The following is a 23,317-nucleotide window of genomic DNA, read 5'->3' as shown; positions in this document are numbered from 1 at the left end:
AACATCGATCGGAGAGAGAAGCTCAGCTACCGGTGCCCGGCGGCCCGAAGCGGAACACGATTTCACCGGCCGCGCCGCTTGCCTTTGTGCATGCCGCCGATTGCTGGCCCTTGGCGGGCACATCGACCGAATGCTCGGTGTCGGCGGCGTTACAGCGCCAATAGAAGGTCACCGGGCGCTCGCACCGGTTCGTCACTTCATACCGGTAGTCGGTGACGTTGGCCGGCAGGGCGCGAATCGCCCCGCACGGTTGCCCGCCGGCGTCGACCGGCTCCGTGGGCATCGCCGATGTCTGCGCATGCACCGGCCCGCTCACCGCGAAGGCGAGAAGCACCAGCAAGCCTGAAATCCCCGAAAGACGCGTGGTGGACGCAGTCATCAGATCCAGCGCCATGCAATGGCGACGGCGCCGATAGCGACGCCAATGGAAATGACCACGCCGAACCAGGCCAACTGCGCACGCCGCGCCCGGCGGCGGCTGGATTCCGAAGTGTCGTAAAAACGACCCAATCCGCCCGAGTAAAGCTTTTCCCAGCGAATTTCCATGGCGCACCTCATCAATCAATCAAACCGGCCCGCACAACTTGTTCTTTTCTTCTTTATCGAAAGTTTTGAGGCGCAAGACAATTCGGATAAATCCGAGCAATTCCCGTCGTGTGATACACCCGAAAACTTCCCAAAATTCCGACATCGCACCGTCGCTTCAAGATCGCACTATTCTTCCGGAATTGCAATAGCGTGAACTCGCAGAATGCGACGCCAAAACCACGGACGACCATCGCTGTCCACGATGGTTATGCCGTGCAAAGCGTGCTTTAGCATAAATCGCGAAGCACCTTTAACCGGGAATTGTGCCGCATCGCTGAAATTGTGCCTTAACCGCTTTTACAGCGGGCAGTCGCACCTGTAACAAAACGTTTCAAATGAAAAATGTACAGGCGATTGAATCGGGCGATTGAAAGCGCAAGGCAGGTCGCGCTCGGTGTGTCGCGGCGCCAGTGCCTACAAGGCGCGTAGCAGCGTGCACGTCATTCGCTTTGCTGGATTGGCCGGCGCAAACAGATGAAAGATCAGTGCAGGGCAACGTAGCGCGGCATTCCGCCGGAGGCGGCGCCGCGCACGAAAAGGAAGGACTTGAGGAAGGGCTTGAGGCTTTAGCGTCCCAGGAAGGCCGCACCGACTGACAGCAGGACGAAACCGCCGACGCTACAGGCGATCGCCATTGCCAACAGGCGTTGAAAGAGCTGCTCGCGCTCGCTCGCGCTGCGATGGGAACGGGGTGCATCGTGATGAATCGTTCCCCAACCACTCGAATACACTTTTTTCCAACGGATGTGCATAAGTTACCTCGCGTTGTTTAGTGTTCGTAGCCTTGCCGGTCATCGATTCTCGCTATCGGAATCGACGAGACGCAGGGCTAGTATGCGCTTTGTCCGGCAACGGTAAACCCCTTATCCGTGCTGCGTCGCCGCAAGTAAAACGCCTGATTCGTGTGGTTTTCGGGACCGGCAAAGGCGGTCACCAATACCGTCACCATGACGCGATTCGAGATTTTTGGCGAACGCTGTCAATGCGACAGAATGTCGCAGGTGCGACAAGTTGTCGCGCAACCCGCATGGATCGTGCAACGACCATTTTCTGGCACCCGTGACAGGTGTGCTCGTGTCGCAGGAAAGGGATTCGCTCGCGACGGCAGGTTCAGACAAACGCAGGGCCCGCGACACGCCCCCGAAGGCGTTTCGTGCAATGCAACATCGATTTTTCAAATAAGCGACAAATCTGGGGTAAATCCGGGGGTATGCGCGCGCCATGCCTGCCGGATCCCCCACCGGCCGCTCAGGATTCGAAGGGATTTCTCACCTGTTTGGCCGTCGTGCCCGTCGGCGTTTCGGCATGTGCGGGCAGGTCTGCGCCCGAGAGCGCCGCGACAACTGCGTCGAGCACGGCCTTGAGCACCCGCGCCTGATGTAGCCCCTCGGCATCGCGCCGAAATGCCACATTGCCGAAGATCGCCACGTGATCGGTGTGATTTTCGACGTTCAGTTCGCCGAGCGTCAGCGCCTCGGTATCGTTGGCGAACGGCGTGAATTTGACATTGGCGGAAGACGAGTTCGACATTCGTGACTCCTGAATCGGGGGGAAATCAGTCGTTTGGGGTTGCATCGGGGTTGCGGCCGGATACGCTCAGCGAATGATCGTACGCAGGAAGTCGAGCACCGTCTGCACTTCGCGATACGTCGGTATCTCCTGCTCGCGCTTGCGTTTGCTGCCCCCGCCTGCCGCCTTCGGCTTCGGCAACGACATCGCCGTTTGCTTCACGCTCGCGGGCATGCCCGGGAAGAAATCGATGCCGGCGAGTTTTTCGAGCGTAGCCACGCTCACCACGGCATAGTCGCCTGTCGCCTCGTTGGCGACAAGATAGGCACCCGCCTGCTTGCGCTTCGGATCGTAGACGACCTTGAAGAACTGCGTCGGCACCATGACCCGGTCGCCGATTTGCGTGATCGTCTTGCCTTTGAAGAGCGGCCCGGTAATGACGAAGAGTTCGCCTCGGTCCTGCGCCAGCTTGCGCACGCTCGACTCGATGCCCGCCCACAGAAAGCGGTTGTTCTCGCTGTTCTGCGGCACCATGTTCGCGAGCGAAAAACTCTCCGACTGCGCCTGCGGGTCCGGCATGTCGGCCGATGGCGCCATATGGCCGCGGTCGTAGCCCGAACGTACGTAATCACGCAGTTCCGCCCGCTCGCTCGCGGGCAGGCGTGATTCGGCGTGGAAGTTGTTGACGCGTGAGATCTGTCGCGCATCGCTCAGCCCGCCCCGCGTGAGGTGCTCGGCGGACCAGAGCGGTGTACGCGTCACGCCCGAGTGCATGACACCGAACGCGGTGAAGCACACCTCGCGTGCGGCGCGCGTCATCGCGCCGTTGGTGATGTCGGGGGCCGTACCGGACCAGTAGTGCTCGCCACACGCGGTAGTCGCCGCAGAAGCTTCCCGCGAGAACGTCACGAGCGCCATGACCGACGCGCCCGACACGGCGGTCAGGGACAGCGAAATGACGAGAGGGAGGGAGATTGCCAACTGCCCGGCCATCGCGCGCAAACGGCTTGCGCGCACTGCGGTGACCGTCCATCGAGACTGCTTCATCGCACTGCTTACGGTAAGACGAAAGGGGTGCGATTGTAGCGGATGAACGGCTATTCGGGGACGACGTTCCCGGCGCCGTACGCGGCGCATTGCAGTGTCTGGACCGGACCGAGGTTGTCGCACTCGTCCGCCTGCGCGCTCGGCATCCACGCCTGCCCGAGAAAGAGCAGGCACAGCATCAGCGCGAGCATGAGGAGCAGCGTTTTCATTGCGGCATCCGAGTTGGGTTGCCGCATTGTATGCGGGGACAACGGCGCGCGAGCGCCTCGCATCCCGCGAAAATGTTTCGTTTCGTTACCGGCGAGCGCGAGGTGTGATCGACGTGGTGGACGCGATCAACCTCGCCGCAATCACGCTGTCGGCACGTCGCCCCGACTGGCGACGAGCGCCGCCAGCGCGTCGCCGTGCGGCCCTTCGGCACGCAGACCGTTCACGACACCGACGCGATCGGGCATCGGCCGGTTCTGTGACATCTTGAACTTGCCTTCGATGCGGCGAATCGGAATCTCCACACCGACAATGGCGCGCAGCATGCTGTCCACGTAGTCCGCAGGGGCGTCCTCGACCGCCCACGGCGCAGCGCGCCCATGCTCCTGCGATTGCGTGAGGTCACCGACGAGGCGGCGCAACCACGCAGCATCGTCGATCACGCGCGGCTTGCCCCACACATGCACGGCGGCGTAGTTCCAGGTCGGCACGACTTTGCCGTGCTCGGCCTTTGCGGCGTACCACGAGGGCGTGATGTATCCCTGCGGGCCAGTGAAGGCGATCAGGCAATCGTCGACGTCGCGCAGCGCAGCGCCATGCGGATTGGCGCGCGCCAGATGTCCGCGAAGCGTACCGAACTCGCCTTCGTCGGCGTACATCAGAAACGGAATGGCATCGGCCACCAGCCCCGCCGCGCCTGCACTCACGAGCAGGCCAAGCGGGTGGGCGCGAATCAGATCGTGCAGCACTTCGGGACGATCTTCGGTAAAGGCGGCGGGCTGATACATCGATGACTCCGGACAAAAGCGGCGAGGAAGGAACGACGCACAGCGTACGTCCGCACGTGGCTCCCGGCAAAGACCCAATATCGATGATTTTTTTGATGCCACGAAGCCGGGAGTGCCAGGAATGGCGGGAATGGCGGTCCCCCGCCTCCCGCTCAATGACTCACCTGCGCCTCGCCGGTCAGAGGAATGACTTGGCCTGATCGAGCACCTTGTCGCAGACCTTGCGTGTGAGCTGTTCCTTGAGGCCGCCACCGTTCAGATCCACGGTCTTGCCGTCGGGAGACGACAACATGCCCTTCACGCCATCGAGATAGCCGGGGCTGGCCGCCGCCGAGCCGGACTGGGTGCCGATCTTGCCAAGGAGCTTGTCTTTGACGTCGGTCGCGGAACTCAGATTGGCGCCACTCAGATAGTTGTTCTTGATGCAGAACTGAAGCACCCCGGTCGCGTTGCCGATACTGCTCGACGCCAGCGAGCCGGACGAGGCAAGACCACCGAGACTTCCCGCCAGACCGCCCGAATCGCCACCGCCGACGCTGCCACTGCCGCTACCGTTACCACTACCCACGGCATTTTTCAGCAGATCCAGTTGGGCGTGTGCCTGCATCGGGGCGACGACGGCCAGCAGCAACGCGGCGCTCGCCGCACCTCGGCTCGCCCATCCCCTGAAACCTGCTCGCACCCGGTTCGCCGTGTCGGCCGTCGTGGCCTTGCGCGCCTTGTTTGCCTGGTGTGCGTTGTGTGCCTTGCATTCCATGCGTCGGGACATACGTTCCTCCGTGATGTGAATGACGTGGGGTCAGGTCGGAGCACTATAACAGGCCCCACATCACGTATCACTCACCGCCCCGGTGCCGGCAGGTCTCCTACGACATGACGGCAACGCGATCGGTCGTGTCCGGCACGACGACGCTGGCATCGACGCCGGCGTTCTCCTTGAGCAGGAAGACCAGATGATGCCCGGCGAGCAATTCGATCCGCCGATCGCGCGCGAACTCTTCCACGCCCTCGCCGAACTCACCGGTCGTAATGAGCATGCCGCGCGCCGCGCCGATCTGTTGCATCTCGGAGAGCACTGCACGCGCTGCGGCGATGTCCAGCCGTGCGGCACGGTCCATGACGCGGAAGACGTGCACGACGACGTCGCCGCCGAAAATCGGATGCGGATCCCATGCGCGGCAGGTGAGCATGCCATCCTGATCGCCCGGCAGCAGCGGCGGCCCTTCGAAGCCGTGCGAGCGCAGCAGGTGGAACATGACCTGCGTGAAATCCTTGTCGCTGAGCGTCATCAGATTGAAGCGGCGATCGACGGCGACGTCGGCGTCCGTGACGACCTGCGTCATGTCGACACCGGCGACCGGCGCGACGGGCTCCAGCGCTTCGGGACGCACCGACACATGCGCGCCGAGTGCGGCAAGATGCGTCGCGGCGTCGCCTTCGGTCAGCACGAGTGCGGCGAAGTCGGCACGCGCCACATGCACGCTCACGAGGCACACGCGCTCGTCGCCCTGCCGAGCGTAGGCGTTGAATACGATGGCGTTCACATGACGCAACGGGTCGGCCGCGAACAACTCATGAAGCGAGCGCAGCACAATCTGGCGAAGCGCGTCGGCATAGACTCGGGCACGCGTGGCGTCATCGGCAGGCACACCTTGGATGGCGGCTTGCGTGGCGTTGTAGCGATATTCGAAGGCGACGGGAACCACCGCGTCGAGCGTAGGCACGTCGTAGCCGATGGCGAGCAGCTTGTGGTTTTCGACGTAGTGCGCCGCCAGTGTTTGCTCGAAGGCCGTCGGATACGGACTGCGGCTGAGCACGATGCGGGCATAGCGCGTGATGGCGGCCGCTTCGCCGCGCAGCAGCGCGCCCTCGAAGTCCGCCACCGCCGCATTGTGTTGCGCGCTCTCGATACGCGCGGCTTCCGTGGCCTTTTGCTGTGCGATCTGAAGAATCATCGACCCTTGCGTTCGCCGGATCTTCGACGCTTCGTACTCGCGCTCGGCATGTACGAATTCGCTGCGCGCCTTGGCGACGGCCTGCTCATAGCGTCCGGACGCGCCCGGCATGGCCAGCGCCAGCCGTCCCGGTTTCTCGGGGGCGAATGTCTCCCACTCGGGCTTGGGCAGAATCTTCGGGAGATGCCGCGTGTCGAGCACCGGCGGCGTGCTGCGAGCACGCAGATCCGCCGGCGGGATGCGCAGGTCGCGGGCCAGACCGTCGGCAAGCAAGCGGGACAAACGCGCCACCTCGAATCGGGCCCGTGCCCCTTCGGCGGCGGCTTCCGCCTGCCGCCAAGCCAGATGCAAACGCTCGCTCGCGGCGGCGTCGCCTGCAGGGGCGCCTTCCCACGCGCGGTGCGCCTGATCCAGCGCCCGGACTTCCGCCAGCGAACGTTCCTGCGATTGGGCGTGTTGCTGTTCACGCGTGTGCGCGGCGCGCCAGAACTCGCGCGCCAGCCGATCGATGATGCTCTCGAATCCCCGAATCACTCCTGCCCCCGCATGCAAATTTTGATCTTGTTTTGTTGACCGACGCCCGCGACGCGCACAACGCTTCCAGCCTTCCAGCGGTTAACGGCCATCTACGGCAATTACGTAGGGGACGATTGTAGGACGTTGCGCCGCTCTGCCGCAAAAAAATCTTTGATTTTCAAAACGTCGTCGTAACTCCGGAGCATGGCACATCGACAACACGGCGGCCATGACCGTCATCAAATCGCCATCGCGCCGAGGCAGTCTTGCCTGTGGGGTGAGCCAACCCGGCGCGGCATGGGCGACGGCTTGGGGAGCGTTGCGTGAATGCCCGAAGCTTGCGCGTGGCCATCCGATGATGGCCAATGGCGTCTACCATGGCACCGTCTTACCGAATGTCCGTGGTCCCCGTTCCGTTATTCCGTTATGCCGTTATTCCGCCCCCTGCCCTGCATCGCTTCATGACCGAACTCGCTCCCAACGCCCGACCAACAACGCCACCCGACGCGCCACACGACGCGCCAGCCAGCCCCCCCTGCCTGCGCACCGCACTGTGGAGCGCATTGGGCTGCCTGCTGATCGCCATCGCGTGCATTGCCTGGGTCGACCGCCCGGTCGTGGACTTCGCGCATGCGCACACGCAAGGCACGCCCTGGATTCAGCACGTCGCCGAGTTGCCCGCGCCGCTGTTCGTGCTGGCGTGGCCCATGTTTTTCCTGCTCGGCGCCGCGCTGCTTTGGCGTCGCAAGTTGCCGACGTGGGCGACGACGCTGTGGCTCGCTGCCGGGGCGGTCGGCGTCGGCAGTCTGGCCAAACAGGCGCTGAAGGTCGTGTTCGGCCGAACCTGGCCCGCCACGTGGATCCACGACAATCCGTCGTATCTGCGCGACGGCGTATTCGAGTTCCGGTTCTTTGGCGGCGGCAACTATGCATTCGCGTCGTTCCCGTCGGGACACCTCACCGTGATGCTTGCCTTCACGACGGTGCTTGCGCTGCGCCACCGCGCCCTTCGCCTGCCCTGCGCAGTGGCCATTGCCCTGACCGCGTTCGGACAACTTGCGTCCGCCTATCACTGGGCCAGCGACGCGCTGGCCGGCGCGGCACTCGGCATCGTCGTCGGCACGATGGTCGTTGCGGCATGGCAGCGGTGGCAGCCGAGGACACAGACGTTCGGGGCATAGTTCGGGGCATAGTTCGTGGCATCAGGCGCGCCATCGGGAACGTGGCACGGTTCATCCTGATGCAGGATCGCAGCATAATGTCGGCGGAAAACAAGAAACCATGACCGTCGATCCTTCGCTTCATCTCATCCCGCTCATTGTCGGCGCCTGCGTTGCCGGCTTCGTACAAGGTCTGTCCGGCTTCGCCTTCAGTCTGGTGGCCCTCTCCTTCTGGGCGTGGTCGTTACCGCCGACACTTGCCGGCCCGCTGGCCGCGTTCTGCTCGCTCGTTGGTCAGTTGCTGGCGTTGCGCGCGACGCGTCGCGCAGCACCGCTCGATCGCCTCGCGCCGTTCGTGCTCTGCGGACTCGTGGGCGTGCCCGTGGGGGTGTGGATCCTGCGCTACCTCGACCCCGTGTGGTTTCGCGCAGGCATCGGGGCGATCCTCGTCATCTACTGCACGATCCTCCTGCTCGCGGCACGCCTGCCCCGGATTCAACACGGCGGACGTGCGGCCGACGGCATCGTCGGCTTCATCGGCGGGGTCATGGGCGGCATTGGGGGACTCGTCGGCGTGGCCCCGACGCTGTGGTGCACGCTGCGCGGCTGGGACAAGGACATGCAGCGCGCCGTCATGCAGATCTTCTTCATCGTCATGCACACGCTCACCGTTACGCTTTATGCCGTGCACGGCGTGATCACCGTACAGACGCTGCACGTGTTTGCGATTGCCGTGCCGTCGATGATCGTGCCGACGCTGATCGGCGCATGGGCGTACAAGTTTCTCTCGGATCACGCGTTTCGCCGCATGGTGCTTGCGCTGCTGGCCTGCTCGGGCGTCACGCTGCTGGTCGGGACAGTGCCGGAGTTGCTTGCCCGATGAGATCGTCAGGCGGACGTCCCGGGCAAATCGGGCGAGTCTGCCCTGACGGGACGGGGGGCCGAGGCATGGAGAGCCGAGGCATCGCGACCGGTCCAAACGAGCATGAGGCCGCAGCGTTAGGATAGCGAGACCGGATGGGAATCCTCCCTGACTGACTCTTCGGACTTGCCACTGCGCTCTCGCCATGCCTGACATGCCAGCCGCTGCGTCATTTCTCGATCGTGCCGCCGCAGGCCACGCGCTGGCCGAAGTGCTTGCTGCGCACGAACTGCTCGCGCGTTGTGCGCCGCCGCTGGTGCTTGCCATCCCGCGCGGCGGTGTGCCGGTCGCCATGCCCATCGCCCGCCAGTTGAACGGCACGCTCGACGTCCTGCTCGCGCACAAGCTGCGCGCGCCCCATCACGCCGAGCTGGCCGTGGGCGCGGTCGACGAGTTCGGCGGCATCTTCCTCGCCGACCACGCGCTGTCGCTGGGTGCGACCGGCACTTACCTTTCGCACGAAACCGCCCGGCAGCGCGCGCTGATTCAGCAACGGCGTCAGGCCTATACGCCGGGGCGAGGTGCGCCGCATGTCGCGCGACGACCGGTCGTCGTGGTCGATGATGGCATTGCCACCGGGGCGACCATGACGGCGGCATTGCGGGCAATGCGGCGTCTGGGCGCGACGCCGCTGGTGGCCTGCGCGCCTGTCGGCGCACGCGAGGCCATCCAACGGCTGAGCGCACTGGCCGACGCCGTCGTCTGCCTGCAAACCCCGCAGCCCTTCTACGCCGTGAGCCTGGCCTACAACGATTTCGCGCAGACGGACGACGCCACGGTCATCGCGCTGCTCGCGATGGCCGCGGATCCTACGTAAGTCGCCGGTCGCGCGCCACGAATGCTGCGGCCGCCGCACCTGGCGTTGTCCGCCGTAGCGGCGCACCCCGCGATTGCACTACACTTGAGCCTGCTGCGCACGTCGGACCACGCCGGAGGACGAGCGCGCTGCCTGCGCCGCCTCTTGCCCCTCAGTTTCGACGGAGCCTGTGATGACGACGTCCCTGATTCTCAATGTGATCGGCCCGGATCGCCCGGGTATGGTCAACGCGATTGCCGATCGCGCCACCGCCGCCGGCGCCAACTGGCTGGAAAGCCGTCTCGCCAACCTCGCCGGCCAGTTCGCCGGCATCATCCACTTGCAAGTTGCCGACGATCGGGCCGATGCCCTCACCCAGGCTATGCACGCACTGGAGACGCATGGCCTGCAAATCTCCGTTACCCGCGCGCAAAGCGCCGCCGCCGATCCGGCAGCCCGCACATTGCAGCTCGATCTCGTCGGACAGGACCATCCGGGCATCGTCAAGGAAATCTCGCACGTGCTGTTCACGCGCGGCATCTCGATCGACGAACTGGCGACCGAATGTGTCGAAGGCTCGATGTCGGGCGGCACGCTTTTTCGTGCGACTGCCCGCCTGCATGTACCGGCCAGCGTGAGCACCGAGTCGCTGCGGGAGGTTCTGGAAAGTCTTGCCGACGACCTGATGGTCGATGTCGAACTCGATTCGCCTGCCGGTGCGTGAGCGCGCACCGATGAAGCGAGCCTTTCTGTTCCTGCTCGGGGCAGTGGCCATCGTCGCCCTGCTCTCGCTGCTCCCGCTGCCTTTCGAGCGCACGACCCATGTGGTGAGCGTCGTCACGTTACGTGCGCCGCCCCAGGTCGTGTACGACTATGCGACCACGCCGGCGAACTGGCCGAAGTGGCACCCGGCGTCGCTCGCGGTGCAGGGGGCGACCGATCATCCGCTCAAGGTTGGGGAGGAAGTGGCCGAAGAATTCCGGCTCGCGGGCCGCCACGGCATTCTTCACTGGAAGGTGGTCGAAGCGAACCCGCCGTTCGAATGGCGTATCGAGGGAGAAGTGAACCGGCGTCCGTCGGGCGAAGTCCGCTACAAGCTCACACCGAACGGCACGGGTACCCGCTTCGAGCGCGACTTCATCTACCGCACGCCCAACCTGCTGTTCCTGATCCTCGATCCGGTCTTCATCGGACCGCGCGTGCGCGCCGAAGCAAAGCAAGGCGCGAAGCAACTTGAAGCGGTGTTCGAAGCGCTGGCGCCGGGCATGCCGTCTGCATCGTCACTGCCCTCGATATCGTCGACGACCGCGATCCCCGGGACGGCCAGCGCCGCCGCGAGTGGCGACGTCGACAAAGGACAGTGAGCCCCCCGTCCTCCCTTACTCGTTGAAGGTCGCCGCCATGGCTTCAGCGGCGCTCCGTAGCTCAGGCAGAAAGGTCATCAGTGTCTCCAGCGTGCAATGCTGGGCACTCGCCTGCACCGCGATCGCGGCACATGCGCGATTGCGATCGAGCATCACCGGCACTGCCACCGCGATCATGCCCGGTACGTGCTCTTCGTTATTCGTCCCGACCCGACGCTTGCGTGTCTCGATCAGCTCGGCGCGCAAGTCTTCCAGATCGGTAATGGTGTTCTCCGCACGCGGTCGCAGCGGCAGGTGAGCGATCAGCTTCTCGCGTCGCGCTCTCGGCAGGAAGGCGAGCAGCAACTTGCCGCTGGCCGTGCAGTGCAGCGGCACGCGCGAGCCGGGTGAGAGCTTGAGCTGGCGCGACCAGTCGGTCTCCACACGGTCGAGGTAGACGAGGTCGTCCCCCGAGAGCATCGACAGGTTGCAAGTCTCGCCGAGCTTTTCGACCAGTTGCTGGAGAATGGCGTGACGCGCCGCCGCCGGCCCCACGTGCATCAGCGCATTGACGGCCATGGCGCGCACGCGCGACGACGGCTCATAGTGCCGGCTGCCCGCCTCGCGGGAGACCAGCCAGGCCGCTTCCAGTTGCTTGAGGATGCGATGCACCGTCTGCTTCGGCAAGCCGATCGCGGCCACGATTTCGGCGAGGGTCATCGGCGCGCCCGAGGCGCTGAGAATTTCGAGGATACGAAATGCGCGGACGGCCGCGGCGTTCGACTGATTGCTCATGTCGGTTGATCTCGGGGTCGAGTTATGTTCTGGATCGTTATCGCTCGCGGCGGTCTCCCTGCTGCCACACGCCGACACACCACCGCCCCAGCCCACTCCCAAGCTGCCACGTCGAAGTGCCGTCGCGCCGCGACGTCCCGTTTTCCGCATTCTAGTGCCAATCGTCTATTCCGACGATTGCAGACAAACCCGAAGATATTTCGAATATTTGATACCCGGCCAACAAAAAACGGACGGACGGGCCCGGCAGGCGCCGAACCCGGTCCGTCCGCTCGGACGCCGCGCAAGGGTTTGTCGGGCTTACGCTTTGCCCGACAACACGCGCAGTCGGTGGATCAGGCTGGACGTATCCCAACGCGAACCACCCAATGCCTGAACGTCGCCATAGAACTGATCGACGAGCGCGGTCACCGGCAACGACACGCCGTTTCGCTGCGCTTCTTCCAGACACAGTCCCAGATCCTTGCGCATCCAGTCCACGGCGAAACCGAAGTCGAACTTCCCGTCGATCATCGTCTGACCGCGATTGTCCATCTGCCAGCTGGCGGCAGCGCCCTTGTTGATGACGTCGAGCACGAGCGGCATGTCCAGTCCCGCGCGCTGGCCGAAGTTGATGGCCTCGGAGAGTCCCTGTACGAGACCGGCAATGCAGATCTGATTGACCATCTTGGCCAACTGACCGGCCCCGGCTTCGCCGATACGGGTCACCGCACGGCCATAGGCGCCCAGCGTGGCGCGCACGCGCTCGAATGCCGGGGCGTCGCCGCCGCACATGATCGTGAGCACGCCGTTCTTGGCGCCGGCCTCGCCGCCGGAGACCGGCGCGTCGACGAAATGCAGGCCCTTTTCGCGCGCCGCCGCGTAGAGTTCGCGCGCCACGTCGGCCGAGGCCGTGGTGTGGTCGACGAAGACGGCGTCGGCTTTCATGCCCGCGAACGCCCCGTGCTCGCCGAGCACGATGCTGCGAAGGTCGTCGTCGTTGCCCACGCAGGCGGCCACGATGTCCGCATCGCGCACTGCCTGTGCGGGGGTTGCGGCGCTCGATCCGCCGTACTCGCCGGCCCATTGCTGTGCCTTGGCGGCCGTACGGTTATAGACCGTCACCGTATGACCGGCGCGTTGGAGGTGACCCGCCATCGGATAACCCATCACACCGAGCCCGAGGAAGGCGACGCGAAGGGTGGAAGATTGCGTTGTGGGGGAAGTCAATTCAAGGGCCTCGCAGGTTGAGCACTATGAGAGACCGGAGGGCGCGTGGTGCAGGCGTGCGCATACGGCGGTCTTGTCTGAAATACAGGGGGCTTGCGAGCCGTCATTATAGAGACGGCCCGGGCTCGCACGCTAGCGCAATCCCCCGTCGCACGGGGCGTTAGCGACGACTCTCCCCACTTTGGTGCGCCGCAGCGGTTGCAATAATCGCTCGTAAACAAATCGGTATCACGCTTGTTTGAAAAATTCTGTTTCCGTGACTGGCGTTACCGCTCCGTTCCGATACAATGCGCGGCATGGCTGATTTTGATACCAGTTGGTCAATTCGCGTTTACTACGAGGACACGGACGCCGGAGGCGTCGTCTTCTACGCCAACTATTTAAAATTCTTCGAACGGGCCCGAACCGAATGGCTCCGTTCGCTTGGCATCGAACAACTTGAACTGGCCCGCAATACTGGAATGATCTTTATTGTGCGCGCCACTGCCGTCGACTATCTGAGCCCCGCCCGGCTCGACGACCTCGTCGTCGTGAAAAGTCGCATCGATCGTATCGGCGGCGCCTCGGTCGACTTCCTTCAGGAAGCGTGGCGCGACGCGCCGGACGGCACCAGCGAACTGTTGGCGCGCGGCAGCATCAAAATCGGCTGCGTGGCTGCGGCGACGTTGCGCCCCGGCAAGATTCCCGCGCACGTCCGTTCCGTCATGCAATCGGCCGCCAGGGCGGCCAACACCCTGGCGAATGCCTCTGCCCCCGCGGCAGCCGCCTGAAGCCAGGGAAAAAAATTCCGGTCAGTCAATAACCACACCATGCCCGATCAAGACCTTTCCATCATTTCGCTGGTCATGCATGCCAGCGTGCTCGCCCAGGCAGTCATGGGCTTGCTGCTGCTGCTCTCGCTGCTTTCGTGGACGCACATCTTCCGCAAGATCTTTGCGATCCGTCGTGCCCGCACCCAGACGGAGCGCTTCGAGCGGGACTTCTGGTCGGGCGGCGACCTTCAGGCGTTGTACCAAAGCGCGCTGAACAACCGCCATCAGACCGGGGCGCTCGAACGCATTTTCGAGTCGGGCATGCGCGAGTACATCAAGGCGAGCGAGAAAGGTCTGAACGATCCGCACGCGATCCTGGACGGCGCTCGCCGTGCCATGCGTGCTTGCTATCAACGTGAAATGGACGCGCTCGAAGCCAATTTGCCGTTCCTCGCATCGGTCGGTTCGGTCAGCCCGTACATTGGTCTGTTCGGTACGGTGTGGGGTATCATGAACGCATTCCGCGGCCTCTCGAACGTGCAACAGGCCACGCTCGCCAATGTGGCGCCGGGTATCGCGGAAGCGCTGGTGGCCACGGCCATCGGCCTGTTCGCCGCTATCCCTGCCGTGGTTGCCTACAACCGCTTCGCCACCGACATCGACCGGCTGTCGATCCGCTTCGAAAGCTTCATCGAAGAATTCTCCAACATCCTGCAACGGCAGATTCACTAAGCATTCCGGGAGCGCCGAGACATGGCAGGTTCTATGCGCAACGCTCGCCGCGGCCGTCGCGCCATGGCGGACATCAACGTCGTACCGTACATCGACGTGATGCTGGTGCTGCTGGTCATCTTTATGGTGGCCGCGCCGCTGGTCGCGCCGTCGATCGTCAATCTGCCGAGCGTCGCCAACGCGAGCCCGCAGCAACAGACGCCGCCGGTGGTCGTCAATATCGAAGCGGACAATCGCATGCTGGTGCGCTACAAGGATGGTGAGAACACCATCGAACAGCGCATGAGCGCCGGCGATCTGACCGGTTTCCTGCAGGGCCGCCAGGCGGCGAATCCGGATCAGCCGGTCGTCATCGCCGCCGACAAGTCGGTGAAGTACGAAATCGTCATGAACGTGATGTCCGATCTCAAGGCTCAGGGCGTGAAACGCGTGGGCCTGCTCGTCAAGCAGAAATGAGTCGCACCGTAGCCCAGCCGGGCCGTCCCGATCGACCTCTTGGACCGCGCAACGCCGAGCGCGGCACGGGGCGGGCATTCCTCCTCGCGTTGCTCATGCACGCGCTGCTGTTCGCGTTGCTCTTCTATGGCATGCGCTGGCAGAACAGTTCGCCCGCCGGCTCCGAAGCCGAGTTGTGGACGCCGGCCGAAGTCGCCGAGCCGACACCGCAAGTCGTAACCCCGGCGCCAACGCCGGCACCGCCGGCCGTGGCCGCGCCTGCGCCGCCGGAAGAAGACGCCGATATCGCGCTGCAGCAAAAGAAACGCAAGCAGGAACAGCAGGCCGCCGAGCAGGCGCGCCTGCTCGAAGCGCAGCAGGAAAAGGCGCGTCAGGAAGCGCTCAAGCAGAAGCAACTCGCCGAGCAGCAGGCCGCGGCCGAACTGGCGCGCAAGAAGGCGGCGGCAGACGAAGCCGCACGACAGCAGAAGCTCGCCGATCAGAAGAAGGCTGACGAGAAGCGTCAGAAGGAAGAAGAGGCCAAGAAGGCCGAACAACTCAAGCAGCAGCAGGCGGACGCGCAGAAGAAGGCCGACGCCGAGAAGAAAGCTGCGGAAGACAAGGCAGCCAAGGCCAAGGCCGCGAAGGAAGCGGCGGCGCAAAAGGCGGCAGAGGCGGCGAAAGCCGATCGTCTGGCCTCGTTGCGCGGCATGGCGGGTGGAACTCCGGGCGCGACCGGCAACGGTCTGGGCTCGCAGGCGGGCGGTACCGGCTCGGGCGCCGGCGGCACGGCATCGGCGGGCTACGCCGACCGGGTGCGCGCCAAGGTCAAGCCGAATATCGCCTATGGCGGCGACACCGATGGCAACCCCACGGCCGTCGTTGCAGTGCGTCTTGCTCCGGATGGCAGCGTACTTTCGATGCAGCTGGTCAAGTCCAGCGGCAATCCTGCCTGGGATGCCGCCGTGCAGGCCGCCATCACCAAATCCGATCCGTTGCCGCGCGACACGAACGGCAAAGCCCCCCCGAGCGTCAATCTCCGCTTCAGCCCGAAGGGCTGACGGTGTTGTCAAACGGGAACGAAAACCGAGCGTTGTGAGTCCATTTTCACTCGAATGTGGTAAAAATGGCCCTTGCACCGCGTAACTGACCAATCGAACGCATGCGAATCTCCAGTCAATATGCATGGCGTGCGCTGGTGGCCACCTGGCTCACCGCGGCTTGCACGATCGCCCATGCGCAGACACCGCTGACCGTCGACATCACTGGCGTCGGTAGTAACCGCTACCCGATCGCCGTGTCGAACTTCAAGGGCACCGCACCGACGGACATCGTGTCCGTGGTCAAGGCCGACCTGAGCAACAGCGGCCGCTTCAACCAGATCGACACGGGCGGCGCCACCGTCGGCGTGGACGATTCGGTCGACCTCGGCACCTGGCGCGCCAAGGGTGCGAATGCGTTCGTCTCCGGCACCATCGTTCCGCAAGGCAACGGAAACTTCCAGGTCAGCTTCCGTCTGTACGACGCCGTGAACGGTCAACCGCTCGGCGGCCTGGCCCTCACCTCCTCGCAGGCGAACCTGCGCCTGACCGCGCACAAGATCGCCGACTACATCTATCAGAAGCTGCTGGGCGATCGCGGCGTATTCGCCACGCGTTTGTCGTACGTGCTGCACAACGGTCCGAACTATCAGTTGCAGATCTCCGACTCGGATGGTCAGGACGCGCGCGTCGCGCTCAACAGCCGTGAGCCAATCATCTCGCCGGCATGGTCGCCGGACGGCACCAAGGTCGCCTACGTCTCGTTCGAGAAGCGCAAGCCGGTCGTGTACATCCACGACCTGCCCAGCGGTCGCCGCGCCGTGCTCGCCAACGAGAAGGGCAACAACTCGGCGCCGTCATGGTCGCCGGACGGCAGCAAGCTCGCCGTGGCGCTCTCGCGCGACGGCAATACGCAGATTTATCAGGTCAACGCCAATGGCGGCGGCCTCAAACGTCTGTCGCGCAGCGGCGCGATCGACACCGAACCGCAGTATTCCCCGGACGGCAAATGGATTTTCTTCACGAGTGATCGTGGCGGTGGTCCGCAGATCTACAAGATGCCGGCCGGTGGCGAGAGTGAAGGCGGCGCGCAGCGCGTCACTTTCAAGGGGAGTTACAACGTCAGCCCGCGAATCAGTCCCGACGGCAAGCTGCTCGCGTTCATCGCGCGTCAGGGTGGCGGATTCAAGCTGAGCGTGCAGGATATGAGTACTGGCGATGTTACGGCTCTGACCGACACCAGCCACGACGAGTCACCGAGTTTTGCCGCGAACGGCAAGTACATTCTTTATGCAACGCAGTCGGGGGGCCGGAAGGTTCTTGCGGCAGTCTCGGTGGACGGGCAAACCCGGCAGATTCTTCAGGTCCGGGGAGGGGAAGTTCGCGAACCCTCCTGGGGCCCTTTCATGCAATAACATCAACAGCAACATCACTCGGAGGCTCAAATGAGTTCCCTGCTTCGTAATATCCTCGCCATCTCTTCGCTGGCCGCACTGGCCGCTTGCTCGTCGGGCGTGAAGCTCGACGACCAGGCTAACGCCAACAAGGGTCAAACCACGACCGACGCCCGCGCCGTCGCCCCCGTCGACGCTTCGGCCGACGAACTGAACAACCCGAACGGCCCGCTCGCCAAGCGCAGCGTGTACTTCGGCTTCGATTCGTACAGCGTCGATTCGCAGTACACCCCGCTGCTCCAGGCGCACTCGACTTTCCTGACGAAGTACTCGCAACGCCGCGTGCTGCTGCAAGGCAACACCGACCCGCGCGGTACGAGCGAGTACAACCTGGCACTGGGTCAGAAGCGTGCAGAAGCCGTTCTGAAGACGATGACGGCACTGGGCGCGAACGCCAGCCAGATGGAAGCCGTGTCGCTGGGCAAGGAAAAGGCTACGGGTACCGACGAAGCCACCTGGGCTCAGGACCGTCGCGTCGACCTGGCTTATTGATTGAATCGTTATGACGTCTCGTTTGCTTAAAAACATGATTTGCGCGGTGACGCTCGGCACTTCGGTGCTGAGCCCGCTCGCGCATGCCGGATTGTTCGACGACGACGAGGCGCGCAAAGCGATCCTCGATATCCGCAGCCGTCTGGATTCGGACAAGCAGCGGATCGAGGGGCTCACGCGCAACGTGCTGGATTTGAACAACCAGATCCAGCAGTTGCAACGTGATCTGGCCGACCAGCGCGGCCAGAACGAAGATCTGAAAAATCAGCTTGCCAACCTGCAACAGAGTCAGAAGGACTTCTATACCGACCTCGATGGCCGGCTGAAGAAATTCGAACCTCAGCAGATGACCGTCGGTGGCGTCACCGGCACCGTCCAACCGGGCGAGAAGGAAGTTTTCGACGCCGCGCTCGACAAATTCCGCAAGGGTGACTACAAAGGGGCGCAAACGGATTTCCGGACCTTCACCGCGAAGTATCCGGGCAGCCCGTATCAGCCTGAAGCGTTGTTCTGGCTTGGCAATTCGCAGTACGCCAACAACGATCTGAAGGGCTCGACCGCGACGCTGCAAAGCATCGTGACGAAATACCCGGATAGCCCCAAGGCTGCCGAAGCACTGATGGCGATCGCCAGCAATGCCGCAGCGGCCGGGCAAGTGGCCATCTCGAAAAAGGCGTACAACGACCTGTTGGCCAAGTATCCCAACAGCCAATCGGCCGCCGACGCAAAGAAGCGCTGGCCTAATCCGAAGTAAGACCTGCCTCGGGAGGTTGCGCGAACCGATCTCCCGCTCCGGTCTCTCGTCATGCGTACGACGCCGCCTTTGGGCGGCGTTGTCGTTTTCGGCCGCTTCAGCCTTCCTGACGGTCTCCCTACATCCTGGGCCGACTCGACCTCCCTGCCCTGTTTTGCCCTCCAATTGCGTCGGCTTTGCCGGACACGCGCGAGACCTCAAGTAGAATACGGACTTTCCAAACGTTCGAGGCGCGGCGTCTCAGGGGATGCGGGTGGGCCGAAACGGCACTGCCACGTCATGACGACCGTGCCCGCGACAGGTACGCGCACCTGGCTGCGCGACGTGTCTGATAACAACAAAGCCGGCCGCGCCCCGTGGCCCGCATCATGTATCGAACGGCCGGGCACGGCCGCTATCGTCCTCTCGCCTCATGACCGACGTCGATCTCACCGCCCTCTCCCACACTGTCGTGTGGCTCACCTTCGGACTGGCCTTCGTGTTCGGGGCCGTGCTTCAACGCACCCACTTCTGCACGATGGGCGCGCTCTCGGACATCGTCAATATCGGCGACTGGAATCGCATGCGCATGTGGTGGCTCGCCATCGGCGTCGCCACGATCGGCACCGGGGTGATGGCGTCGCAAGGCATCATCGACCCGGTCAAGGCGATTTACACGACGCCGCGCTTTACCTGGCTGTCGTATCTCGTTGGGGGATGGTGCTTCGGCGTGGGCATGGTGCTCGCCTCCGGTTGCGGCAGCAAGACGCTGGTGCGTATCGGCGGCGGCAATCTGAAGTCGTTGCTCGTGTTCGTGATGATCGGCGTGTCGGCTTACATGACGCTCAAGGGTTTGTTCGCCGTCTTGCGCGTTGCCGCGCTCGACAGCGTGCAAACGACGTTTGCGACATCGCAGGATCTGCCGACGCTGCTCGGCGGCGTGTTCGGTGGCGATGTGCATCGGGCACAGCTCATTCTCGGTGTGCTGATCGGCGGCGCCTTTGTGATTGCCGCCATCGCTCGTCGTGAATTCTGGACGTTCGACAATTGGCTCGGCGGGCTCGTCGTGGGCGCGATCATCGTGGGGCTCTGGTACGTGTCGGGCAACGTCGGCTACGTGGCTGAAAATCCGAACACGCTCGAAGAGAGTTTCGTCGCGACGAACTCCGGGAAGATGGAAGCCCTGTCGTTCGTCTCGCCGCTGGCTTACACGCTTTACTGGCTGATGATGTGGAGCGACACGAGCAACGTCATCACACTGGGCATCTCCAGCGTGCTGGGCGTGATCGCGGGATCGTTCGCCTACGCGCTGGTATCGCGCAATTTCCGCTGGGAAGGTTTTCAGGGCACCGAGGACACGGCCAACCACATGGTGGGCGGTGTGCTGATGGGCTTCGGCGGCGTGACGGCACTGGGCTGCACGGTGGGCCAGGGACTATCCGGCCTGTCGACGCTGGCGCTCGGTTCGTTCGTGGCGATCGGGGCAATTCTTGTGGGCGGCATCTGCGCGTTCAAGTATCAGATGTGGCGCATTGAGCGCAGCGTTTGAGCGCAAATTGCGCGTAACCGCGAGAAATGGCCTGCAAACGGACATATCTGCGTCACAGAAGTATTGACACTATAACGACCCGGACGCTATAATCTTTTTCTTCGTTGGGTCGTTAGCTCAGTTGGTAGAGCAGCGGACTTTTAATCCGTTGGTCGCAGGTTCGAATCCTGCACGGCCTACCAGAATACAGAAGGGGTTGCGAGAAATCGCAACCCCTTTTCGTTTTTGCAGCGGGTGTTTTGTGCCCACGTCGAAATCGCGGGGCACAACGTCCGAACCGCACCACTACGTCGCGACGGCGCGTCCGATTGAAAGCACCGGCCCGGTCGGCTTGCCGATCGGCGAGCCTTGCGGCGGTTCGAGCGTGATCTCGAACAACTGGTTGGGTTGCAACGGGGGAAGTTTGTCGATATCGACTTCGACAGGCTCGCCCGCTCTGACCAGCCCCAGCGAGACTGGCCCCGACCACCCGTCTGCCTTCGTCCATAGCTGCAACGCCTTGTCGGACTGCATGGGCTCCGGCTTCAATGGAATCAACCGCAATTTCCGGTCGGCCCCCGCCTGCACCAGCCAGCCTGGACTTTTATCCAACGGAGACGCGAGCACGACGACAAACCGCGGAGCCGGTGTCGGCGCGCCGACTTTGACCCCCAACGCGACGGCAAGGAGAACGGCGGCACATGTCACGGCGCCGGAGGCCAGACGCCAAAAGCGGATATCGTCCCACCAGCGGCGCCATACCGACTGTCGAGCCGGGGTAATGCTCAGGCTGACGCGCGGCCAGAGTTCCGCGGATGGCGTGACCGGCACGACGGCATCGGCCAATGGTTGCAACCTCGACTCCCACTGCGCGACCTTCGCCGCCAGCACCGGCTCATGCGGGAGTCGCGACTCCACCTCTTGCCTGCGTTCCCAGGACAAGGTGCCAAGGACATATTCGCCCGCGAGGTCGTCGAGCGCGGTGAGTTCGTCCGGCGTCATTCCATGCACTCACGTAAAGACTGCAGCCCACGACGTACCCACGCCTTCACACTGCCGAGCGGCGAACGCAGGCGCTGCGCGATCTCGCTGTGCGAGCAGCCGTCGAGATACGCGTAAAGAATACTTGCACGACGAGGCGGGTCGAGCCGCTCCAGGCATTGGGCCAGACGCCCGCGCATCAACGGATCGGCTTCCCATGAAAACGCGTCGGGTGCGGGCATCGTCGTGGCATTCACATGGATATCGATCTCGCTCTCGTCCATATCGACTTCCTTGTTCCGGCGTCGAACGGTATTGAGCGCCTGATGGCGGACAATGCTGAAGATCCATCCGCGGCCCGAGCCGCGGGCTGCATCGAAGGTGGCGGCTTGCGTCCACACACTCACGAACGCGTCATGCAGCACATCTTCGGCCAATTGCCGGTCGCGCACGATGCGTTGGGCGACACCCAGCAAATAGGCAGCGTCTCGCTCATAGAGTTGCCGCAATGCCGTGGGGTCCCGTCCCCGACAGGCAGCAATCAACGACTCGTAGTCAAACTCGTCCGTCTCTTCGTGCACACGCACCTCTCGGAAGCGTTCGGCGGCATGACTGTCATGCCGCCGAAGATCGACTACGTTCTACGTTGTCCGAAAAATGCCTTTGGCGTCAGAACCTGTCAAGAGGCCTTCCAAAAAATGTAGTCGGCCTGATATTTGACGGTCTGTTTCGCACCTTTGGTCGCCATGCTGCACTGCGAACTCGGCGCCGTGCCGCCTTGCGTCGCCAACCGTTGGATATACGTCACGCCCTGCATGGCCCCGGACCCCGTCGCCGGGTTCGCCTTGACGAGTTGCAGGGGGATGTTTCCGGTGCCCGCAGGCGATACGGCGACCTGCGTGGCCGTCACCTTCGAGCCGTCGCTGGACTCCCACGTGGCGGGCGGACCGTAGTACTTCCCGATGGCGTTGCCCGAACGGTCGCTCAGCACCGCGTCGGGCCCCACGAAGGCCCATTCGAACTGCCCCATGGCGTCTTTCTTTTCCCGGCATTCATAAAGGATTTCGCCTTTGCCAACGGTCTGCCACGCAATGCGGTGGCCGTCGGGAACCTTGACGGCGTCTGCAACCGGAGCGGTGGGACCGGGCATCGACATATTGCCGGCGCATGCACTGAGAAAGGCCGGGACGGCCAAGCTGAGAAGGACGACGCGATTCATGGCAGAACTCCTGAAGAGGATGGACTTGGTCTGATGGCTCGAATTCGAGCGCATCACCCTCTCTACACATGAGCCGTCGATTCGGATGCAAGGTCGGTGAAAAATGTCGTGACCGTCCGACATTTGCCGTGCACCGTGCGCCGCATTGTCCACAGCCCCGCCACGAACCCTCACCGTCCCGCCCGGCTACACCCGGCTATACCCGGCTATACCCGGCTATACCCGGCTATACCCGGCGAGCCTCGGCACCATCTGCCCGTAAACGGCGGGGCTACCGGCGACGATCTCACCCAGGCGCAGGAAATCGGCACCGCCGGTGTAGTCGCCCACCCGGCCGCCCGCTTCCGTGACCAACAGGCTGCCCGCCGCCATGTCCCACGCATTGACGCCCTGCTCGAAGAATCCGTCCAGACGGCCTGCGGCAACGTTGGCGAGATCCAGCGCACACGCCCCCGGGCGTCGCAATCCCGCGCACGCGCGGCTCATTTCCACAAACAATCGCGCATAGGTCTCGACATCGTCCGTGGCGCGAAATGGAAAGCCGGTACCGATCAATCCGTCTGCCAGGCAATCCCGAGCCCCCACGCGAATCGGACGCTCGTTGAGGAAGGCGCCACCCCCACGTGTCGCCGTGAAAAGCTCGTTCGCGCTCGGGTCGTAGACCACCGCCTGCGTCACCTCCCCCTGGTAGGCCAGCGCAATCGACACGCAGTAGTACGGAAAGCCGTGTATGAAATTGGTCGTGCCGTCCAGCGGATCGATGATCCACTGGAAGTCGGACCGGCCGTCGGTGCACCCCGACTCTTCGGCCAGAATCGCGTGATCGGGAAACGCCGCTCTCACCGTTTCGATGATGGCGGCCTCCGACGCCTTGTCGACCTCCGTCACGAAATCGTTGTGCTGCTTCTTGCTGACCGTCAGCTGGTTGAGATCGCCCGAGGCGCGATGAATGATCTGTGCGGCACTGATCGCCGCGTTGACCGCAACAGCAAGCATGGCATGCATGACACGAAGATCCTGAAGACGAACGGCCAGCACGACCGTCCTGAAGTCCACACTGAAATCTGGCGCTCGCGACGCAACGTCACGGCCCCGCAGAACCTGCAACGCGCCCCG

Annotated in this window: 27 protein-coding genes and 1 tRNA gene; 14 read left to right on the top strand and 14 right to left on the bottom strand. The window is 63.6% G+C overall.

Annotation, left to right across the window (positions count from 1 at the left end):
* Nucleotides 1-22 precede the first annotated feature (22 nt).
* From PCA31118_RS23875 to PCA31118_RS23850, 8 genes are all read right to left on the bottom strand, one after another.
* Nucleotides 23-379: a hypothetical protein gene (locus tag PCA31118_RS23875; protein ID WP_150627453.1), complete on the bottom strand. Its 357-nt coding sequence runs from the start codon at nt 377-379 to the stop codon at nt 23-25.
* Nucleotides 379-546 (bottom strand): hypothetical protein, encoded by a 168-nt coding sequence (locus PCA31118_RS27130; RefSeq protein WP_174990585.1) that lies wholly within the window; start codon nt 544-546, stop codon nt 379-381. The genes PCA31118_RS23875 and PCA31118_RS27130 overlap by 1 nt, the downstream gene beginning before the upstream one ends.
* 1,290 nt (nt 547-1,836) lie before the next feature.
* Nucleotides 1,837-2,118 (bottom strand): hypothetical protein, encoded by a 282-nt coding sequence (locus PCA31118_RS23870; protein ID WP_150627452.1) that lies wholly within the window; start codon nt 2,116-2,118, stop codon nt 1,837-1,839.
* Between the two features lie 66 nt (nt 2,119-2,184).
* Nucleotides 2,185-3,144: a DNA/RNA non-specific endonuclease gene (locus PCA31118_RS23865; RefSeq protein ID WP_246190410.1), complete on the bottom strand. Its 960-nt coding sequence runs from the start codon at nt 3,142-3,144 to the stop codon at nt 2,185-2,187.
* 50 nt (nt 3,145-3,194) lie between these two features.
* Nucleotides 3,195-3,353, bottom strand: coding sequence for a hypothetical protein (locus PCA31118_RS27125; protein ID WP_174990584.1), 159 nt, complete (start codon nt 3,351-3,353; stop codon nt 3,195-3,197).
* A 141-nt stretch (nt 3,354-3,494) separates the two neighbouring features.
* Nucleotides 3,495-4,139 carry an FMN-binding negative transcriptional regulator gene (locus PCA31118_RS23860; RefSeq protein ID WP_150627451.1) on the bottom strand — a complete coding sequence of 215 codons (645 nt, stop codon included), beginning with the start codon at nt 4,137-4,139 and terminating at the stop codon, nt 3,495-3,497.
* A 178-nt stretch (nt 4,140-4,317) separates the two neighbouring features.
* Nucleotides 4,318-4,746 (bottom strand): DUF2501 domain-containing protein, encoded by a 429-nt coding sequence (locus PCA31118_RS23855; RefSeq protein WP_246190415.1) that lies wholly within the window; start codon nt 4,744-4,746, stop codon nt 4,318-4,320.
* A 259-nt stretch (nt 4,747-5,005) separates the two neighbouring features.
* A complete protein-coding gene (locus tag PCA31118_RS23850) occupies nt 5,006-6,628 on the bottom strand; it encodes a restriction endonuclease (protein ID WP_150627450.1) in 1,623 nt (540 codons plus the stop codon).
* A gap of 443 nt (nt 6,629-7,071) precedes the next feature.
* Here PCA31118_RS23850 and PCA31118_RS23845 point away from each other — a divergent pair, with 443 nt between their 5' ends.
* The 5 genes from PCA31118_RS23845 (at nt 7,072) to PCA31118_RS23825 (ending at nt 10,852) form a co-directional block, all read left to right on the top strand.
* Nucleotides 7,072-7,791 (top strand): phosphatase PAP2 family protein, encoded by a 720-nt coding sequence (locus PCA31118_RS23845; protein ID WP_174990583.1) that lies wholly within the window; start codon nt 7,072-7,074, stop codon nt 7,789-7,791.
* A 100-nt stretch (nt 7,792-7,891) separates the two neighbouring features.
* On the top strand, nt 7,892-8,653 hold the full coding sequence (locus PCA31118_RS23840) for a sulfite exporter TauE/SafE family protein (protein ID WP_150627448.1): 762 nt from the start codon (nt 7,892-7,894) through the stop codon (nt 8,651-8,653).
* A gap of 184 nt (nt 8,654-8,837) precedes the next feature.
* On the top strand, nt 8,838-9,509 hold the full coding sequence (locus PCA31118_RS23835) for a phosphoribosyltransferase (protein ID WP_150627447.1): 672 nt from the start codon (nt 8,838-8,840) through the stop codon (nt 9,507-9,509).
* Between the two features lie 172 nt (nt 9,510-9,681).
* Nucleotides 9,682-10,212 carry a glycine cleavage system transcriptional repressor gene (locus PCA31118_RS23830; protein ID WP_150627446.1) on the top strand — a complete coding sequence of 177 codons (531 nt, stop codon included), beginning with the start codon at nt 9,682-9,684 and terminating at the stop codon, nt 10,210-10,212.
* Nucleotides 10,181-10,852 carry an SRPBCC family protein gene (locus PCA31118_RS23825; protein WP_150627445.1) on the top strand — a complete coding sequence of 224 codons (672 nt, stop codon included), beginning with the start codon at nt 10,181-10,183 and terminating at the stop codon, nt 10,850-10,852. The genes PCA31118_RS23830 and PCA31118_RS23825 overlap by 32 nt, the downstream gene beginning before the upstream one ends.
* A gap of 15 nt (nt 10,853-10,867) precedes the next feature.
* Here the strand turns inward: PCA31118_RS23825 and PCA31118_RS23820 are convergent, their stop codons facing one another.
* The gene (locus tag PCA31118_RS23820; RefSeq protein ID WP_150627444.1) at nt 10,868-11,626 is read right to left on the bottom strand and encodes an IclR family transcriptional regulator; all 759 of its coding nucleotides are present in this window, start codon (nt 11,624-11,626) and stop codon (nt 10,868-10,870) included.
* Nucleotides 11,627-11,926: 300 nt separating this feature from the next.
* A complete protein-coding gene (locus tag PCA31118_RS23815; protein WP_281356304.1) occupies nt 11,927-12,835 on the bottom strand; it encodes an NAD(P)-dependent oxidoreductase in 909 nt (302 codons plus the stop codon).
* A 287-nt stretch (nt 12,836-13,122) separates the two neighbouring features.
* Here PCA31118_RS23815 and ybgC point away from each other — a divergent pair, with 287 nt between their 5' ends.
* The 9 genes from ybgC to PCA31118_RS23770 all read left to right on the top strand — a co-directional run bounded on the left by ybgC (nt 13,123) and on the right by PCA31118_RS23770 (nt 20,204).
* Nucleotides 13,123-13,605: a tol-pal system-associated acyl-CoA thioesterase gene (gene ybgC / locus PCA31118_RS23810; RefSeq protein ID WP_150627443.1), complete on the top strand. Its 483-nt coding sequence runs from the start codon at nt 13,123-13,125 to the stop codon at nt 13,603-13,605.
* A gap of 39 nt (nt 13,606-13,644) precedes the next feature.
* Entirely contained in the window at nt 13,645-14,319 is a 675-nt protein-coding gene (tolQ, locus tag PCA31118_RS23805; protein WP_150627442.1) for a protein TolQ, read from the top strand.
* A gap of 21 nt (nt 14,320-14,340) precedes the next feature.
* Nucleotides 14,341-14,775 carry a protein TolR gene (gene tolR / locus PCA31118_RS23800; protein ID WP_044455156.1) on the top strand — a complete coding sequence of 145 codons (435 nt, stop codon included), beginning with the start codon at nt 14,341-14,343 and terminating at the stop codon, nt 14,773-14,775.
* Nucleotides 14,772-15,815 carry a cell envelope integrity protein TolA gene (tolA, locus tag PCA31118_RS23795; RefSeq protein ID WP_150627441.1) on the top strand — a complete coding sequence of 348 codons (1,044 nt, stop codon included), beginning with the start codon at nt 14,772-14,774 and terminating at the stop codon, nt 15,813-15,815. Before tolR ends, tolA begins: the two co-directional genes overlap by 4 nt.
* A 101-nt stretch (nt 15,816-15,916) precedes the next feature.
* Nucleotides 15,917-17,209: a Tol-Pal system beta propeller repeat protein TolB gene (gene tolB, locus PCA31118_RS23790; protein ID WP_150627440.1), complete on the top strand. Its 1,293-nt coding sequence runs from the start codon at nt 15,917-15,919 to the stop codon at nt 17,207-17,209.
* Between the two features lie 30 nt (nt 17,210-17,239).
* Nucleotides 17,240-17,740 carry an OmpA family protein gene (locus PCA31118_RS23785; RefSeq protein WP_150627439.1) on the top strand — a complete coding sequence of 167 codons (501 nt, stop codon included), beginning with the start codon at nt 17,240-17,242 and terminating at the stop codon, nt 17,738-17,740.
* A gap of 10 nt (nt 17,741-17,750) precedes the next feature.
* Nucleotides 17,751-18,494 carry a tol-pal system protein YbgF gene (gene ybgF / locus PCA31118_RS23780; RefSeq protein WP_425495398.1) on the top strand — a complete coding sequence of 248 codons (744 nt, stop codon included), beginning with the start codon at nt 17,751-17,753 and terminating at the stop codon, nt 18,492-18,494.
* Between the two features lie 412 nt (nt 18,495-18,906).
* A complete protein-coding gene (locus tag PCA31118_RS23775; RefSeq protein ID WP_150627438.1) occupies nt 18,907-20,022 on the top strand; it encodes a YeeE/YedE family protein in 1,116 nt (371 codons plus the stop codon).
* Nucleotides 20,023-20,128: 106 nt separating this feature from the next.
* Nucleotides 20,129-20,204: transfer RNA gene (locus PCA31118_RS23770), tRNA-Lys, on the top strand.
* A gap of 103 nt (nt 20,205-20,307) precedes the next feature.
* Here the strand turns inward: PCA31118_RS23770 and PCA31118_RS23765 are convergent.
* The 4 genes from PCA31118_RS23765 to PCA31118_RS23750 form a co-directional block, all read right to left on the bottom strand.
* Nucleotides 20,308-21,003 (bottom strand): anti-sigma factor, encoded by a 696-nt coding sequence (locus PCA31118_RS23765; protein WP_150627437.1) that lies wholly within the window; start codon nt 21,001-21,003, stop codon nt 20,308-20,310.
* Nucleotides 21,000-21,563 (bottom strand): sigma-70 family RNA polymerase sigma factor, encoded by a 564-nt coding sequence (locus PCA31118_RS23760; RefSeq protein ID WP_150627436.1) that lies wholly within the window; start codon nt 21,561-21,563, stop codon nt 21,000-21,002. Before PCA31118_RS23760 ends, PCA31118_RS23765 begins: the two co-directional genes overlap by 4 nt.
* A gap of 98 nt (nt 21,564-21,661) precedes the next feature.
* Complete coding sequence (locus PCA31118_RS23755) at nt 21,662-22,201, bottom strand: DUF3455 domain-containing protein (RefSeq protein ID WP_246190409.1); 540 nt, start codon at nt 22,199-22,201, stop codon at nt 21,662-21,664.
* Nucleotides 22,202-22,417: 216 nt separating this feature from the next.
* The gene (locus tag PCA31118_RS23750) at nt 22,418-23,206 is read right to left on the bottom strand and encodes an inositol monophosphatase family protein (protein WP_150627435.1); all 789 of its coding nucleotides are present in this window, start codon (nt 23,204-23,206) and stop codon (nt 22,418-22,420) included.
* Between the last annotated feature and the right edge of the window lie 111 nt (nt 23,207-23,317).

Source organism: Pandoraea captiosa, from assembly GCF_902459775.1.
Taxonomy (GTDB): Bacteria; Pseudomonadota; Gammaproteobacteria; order Burkholderiales; family Burkholderiaceae; genus Pandoraea; species Pandoraea captiosa.
The sequence above is the reverse complement of the archived record's forward strand: the minus strand, read 5'-3'. Positions and strand labels throughout refer to the sequence as shown.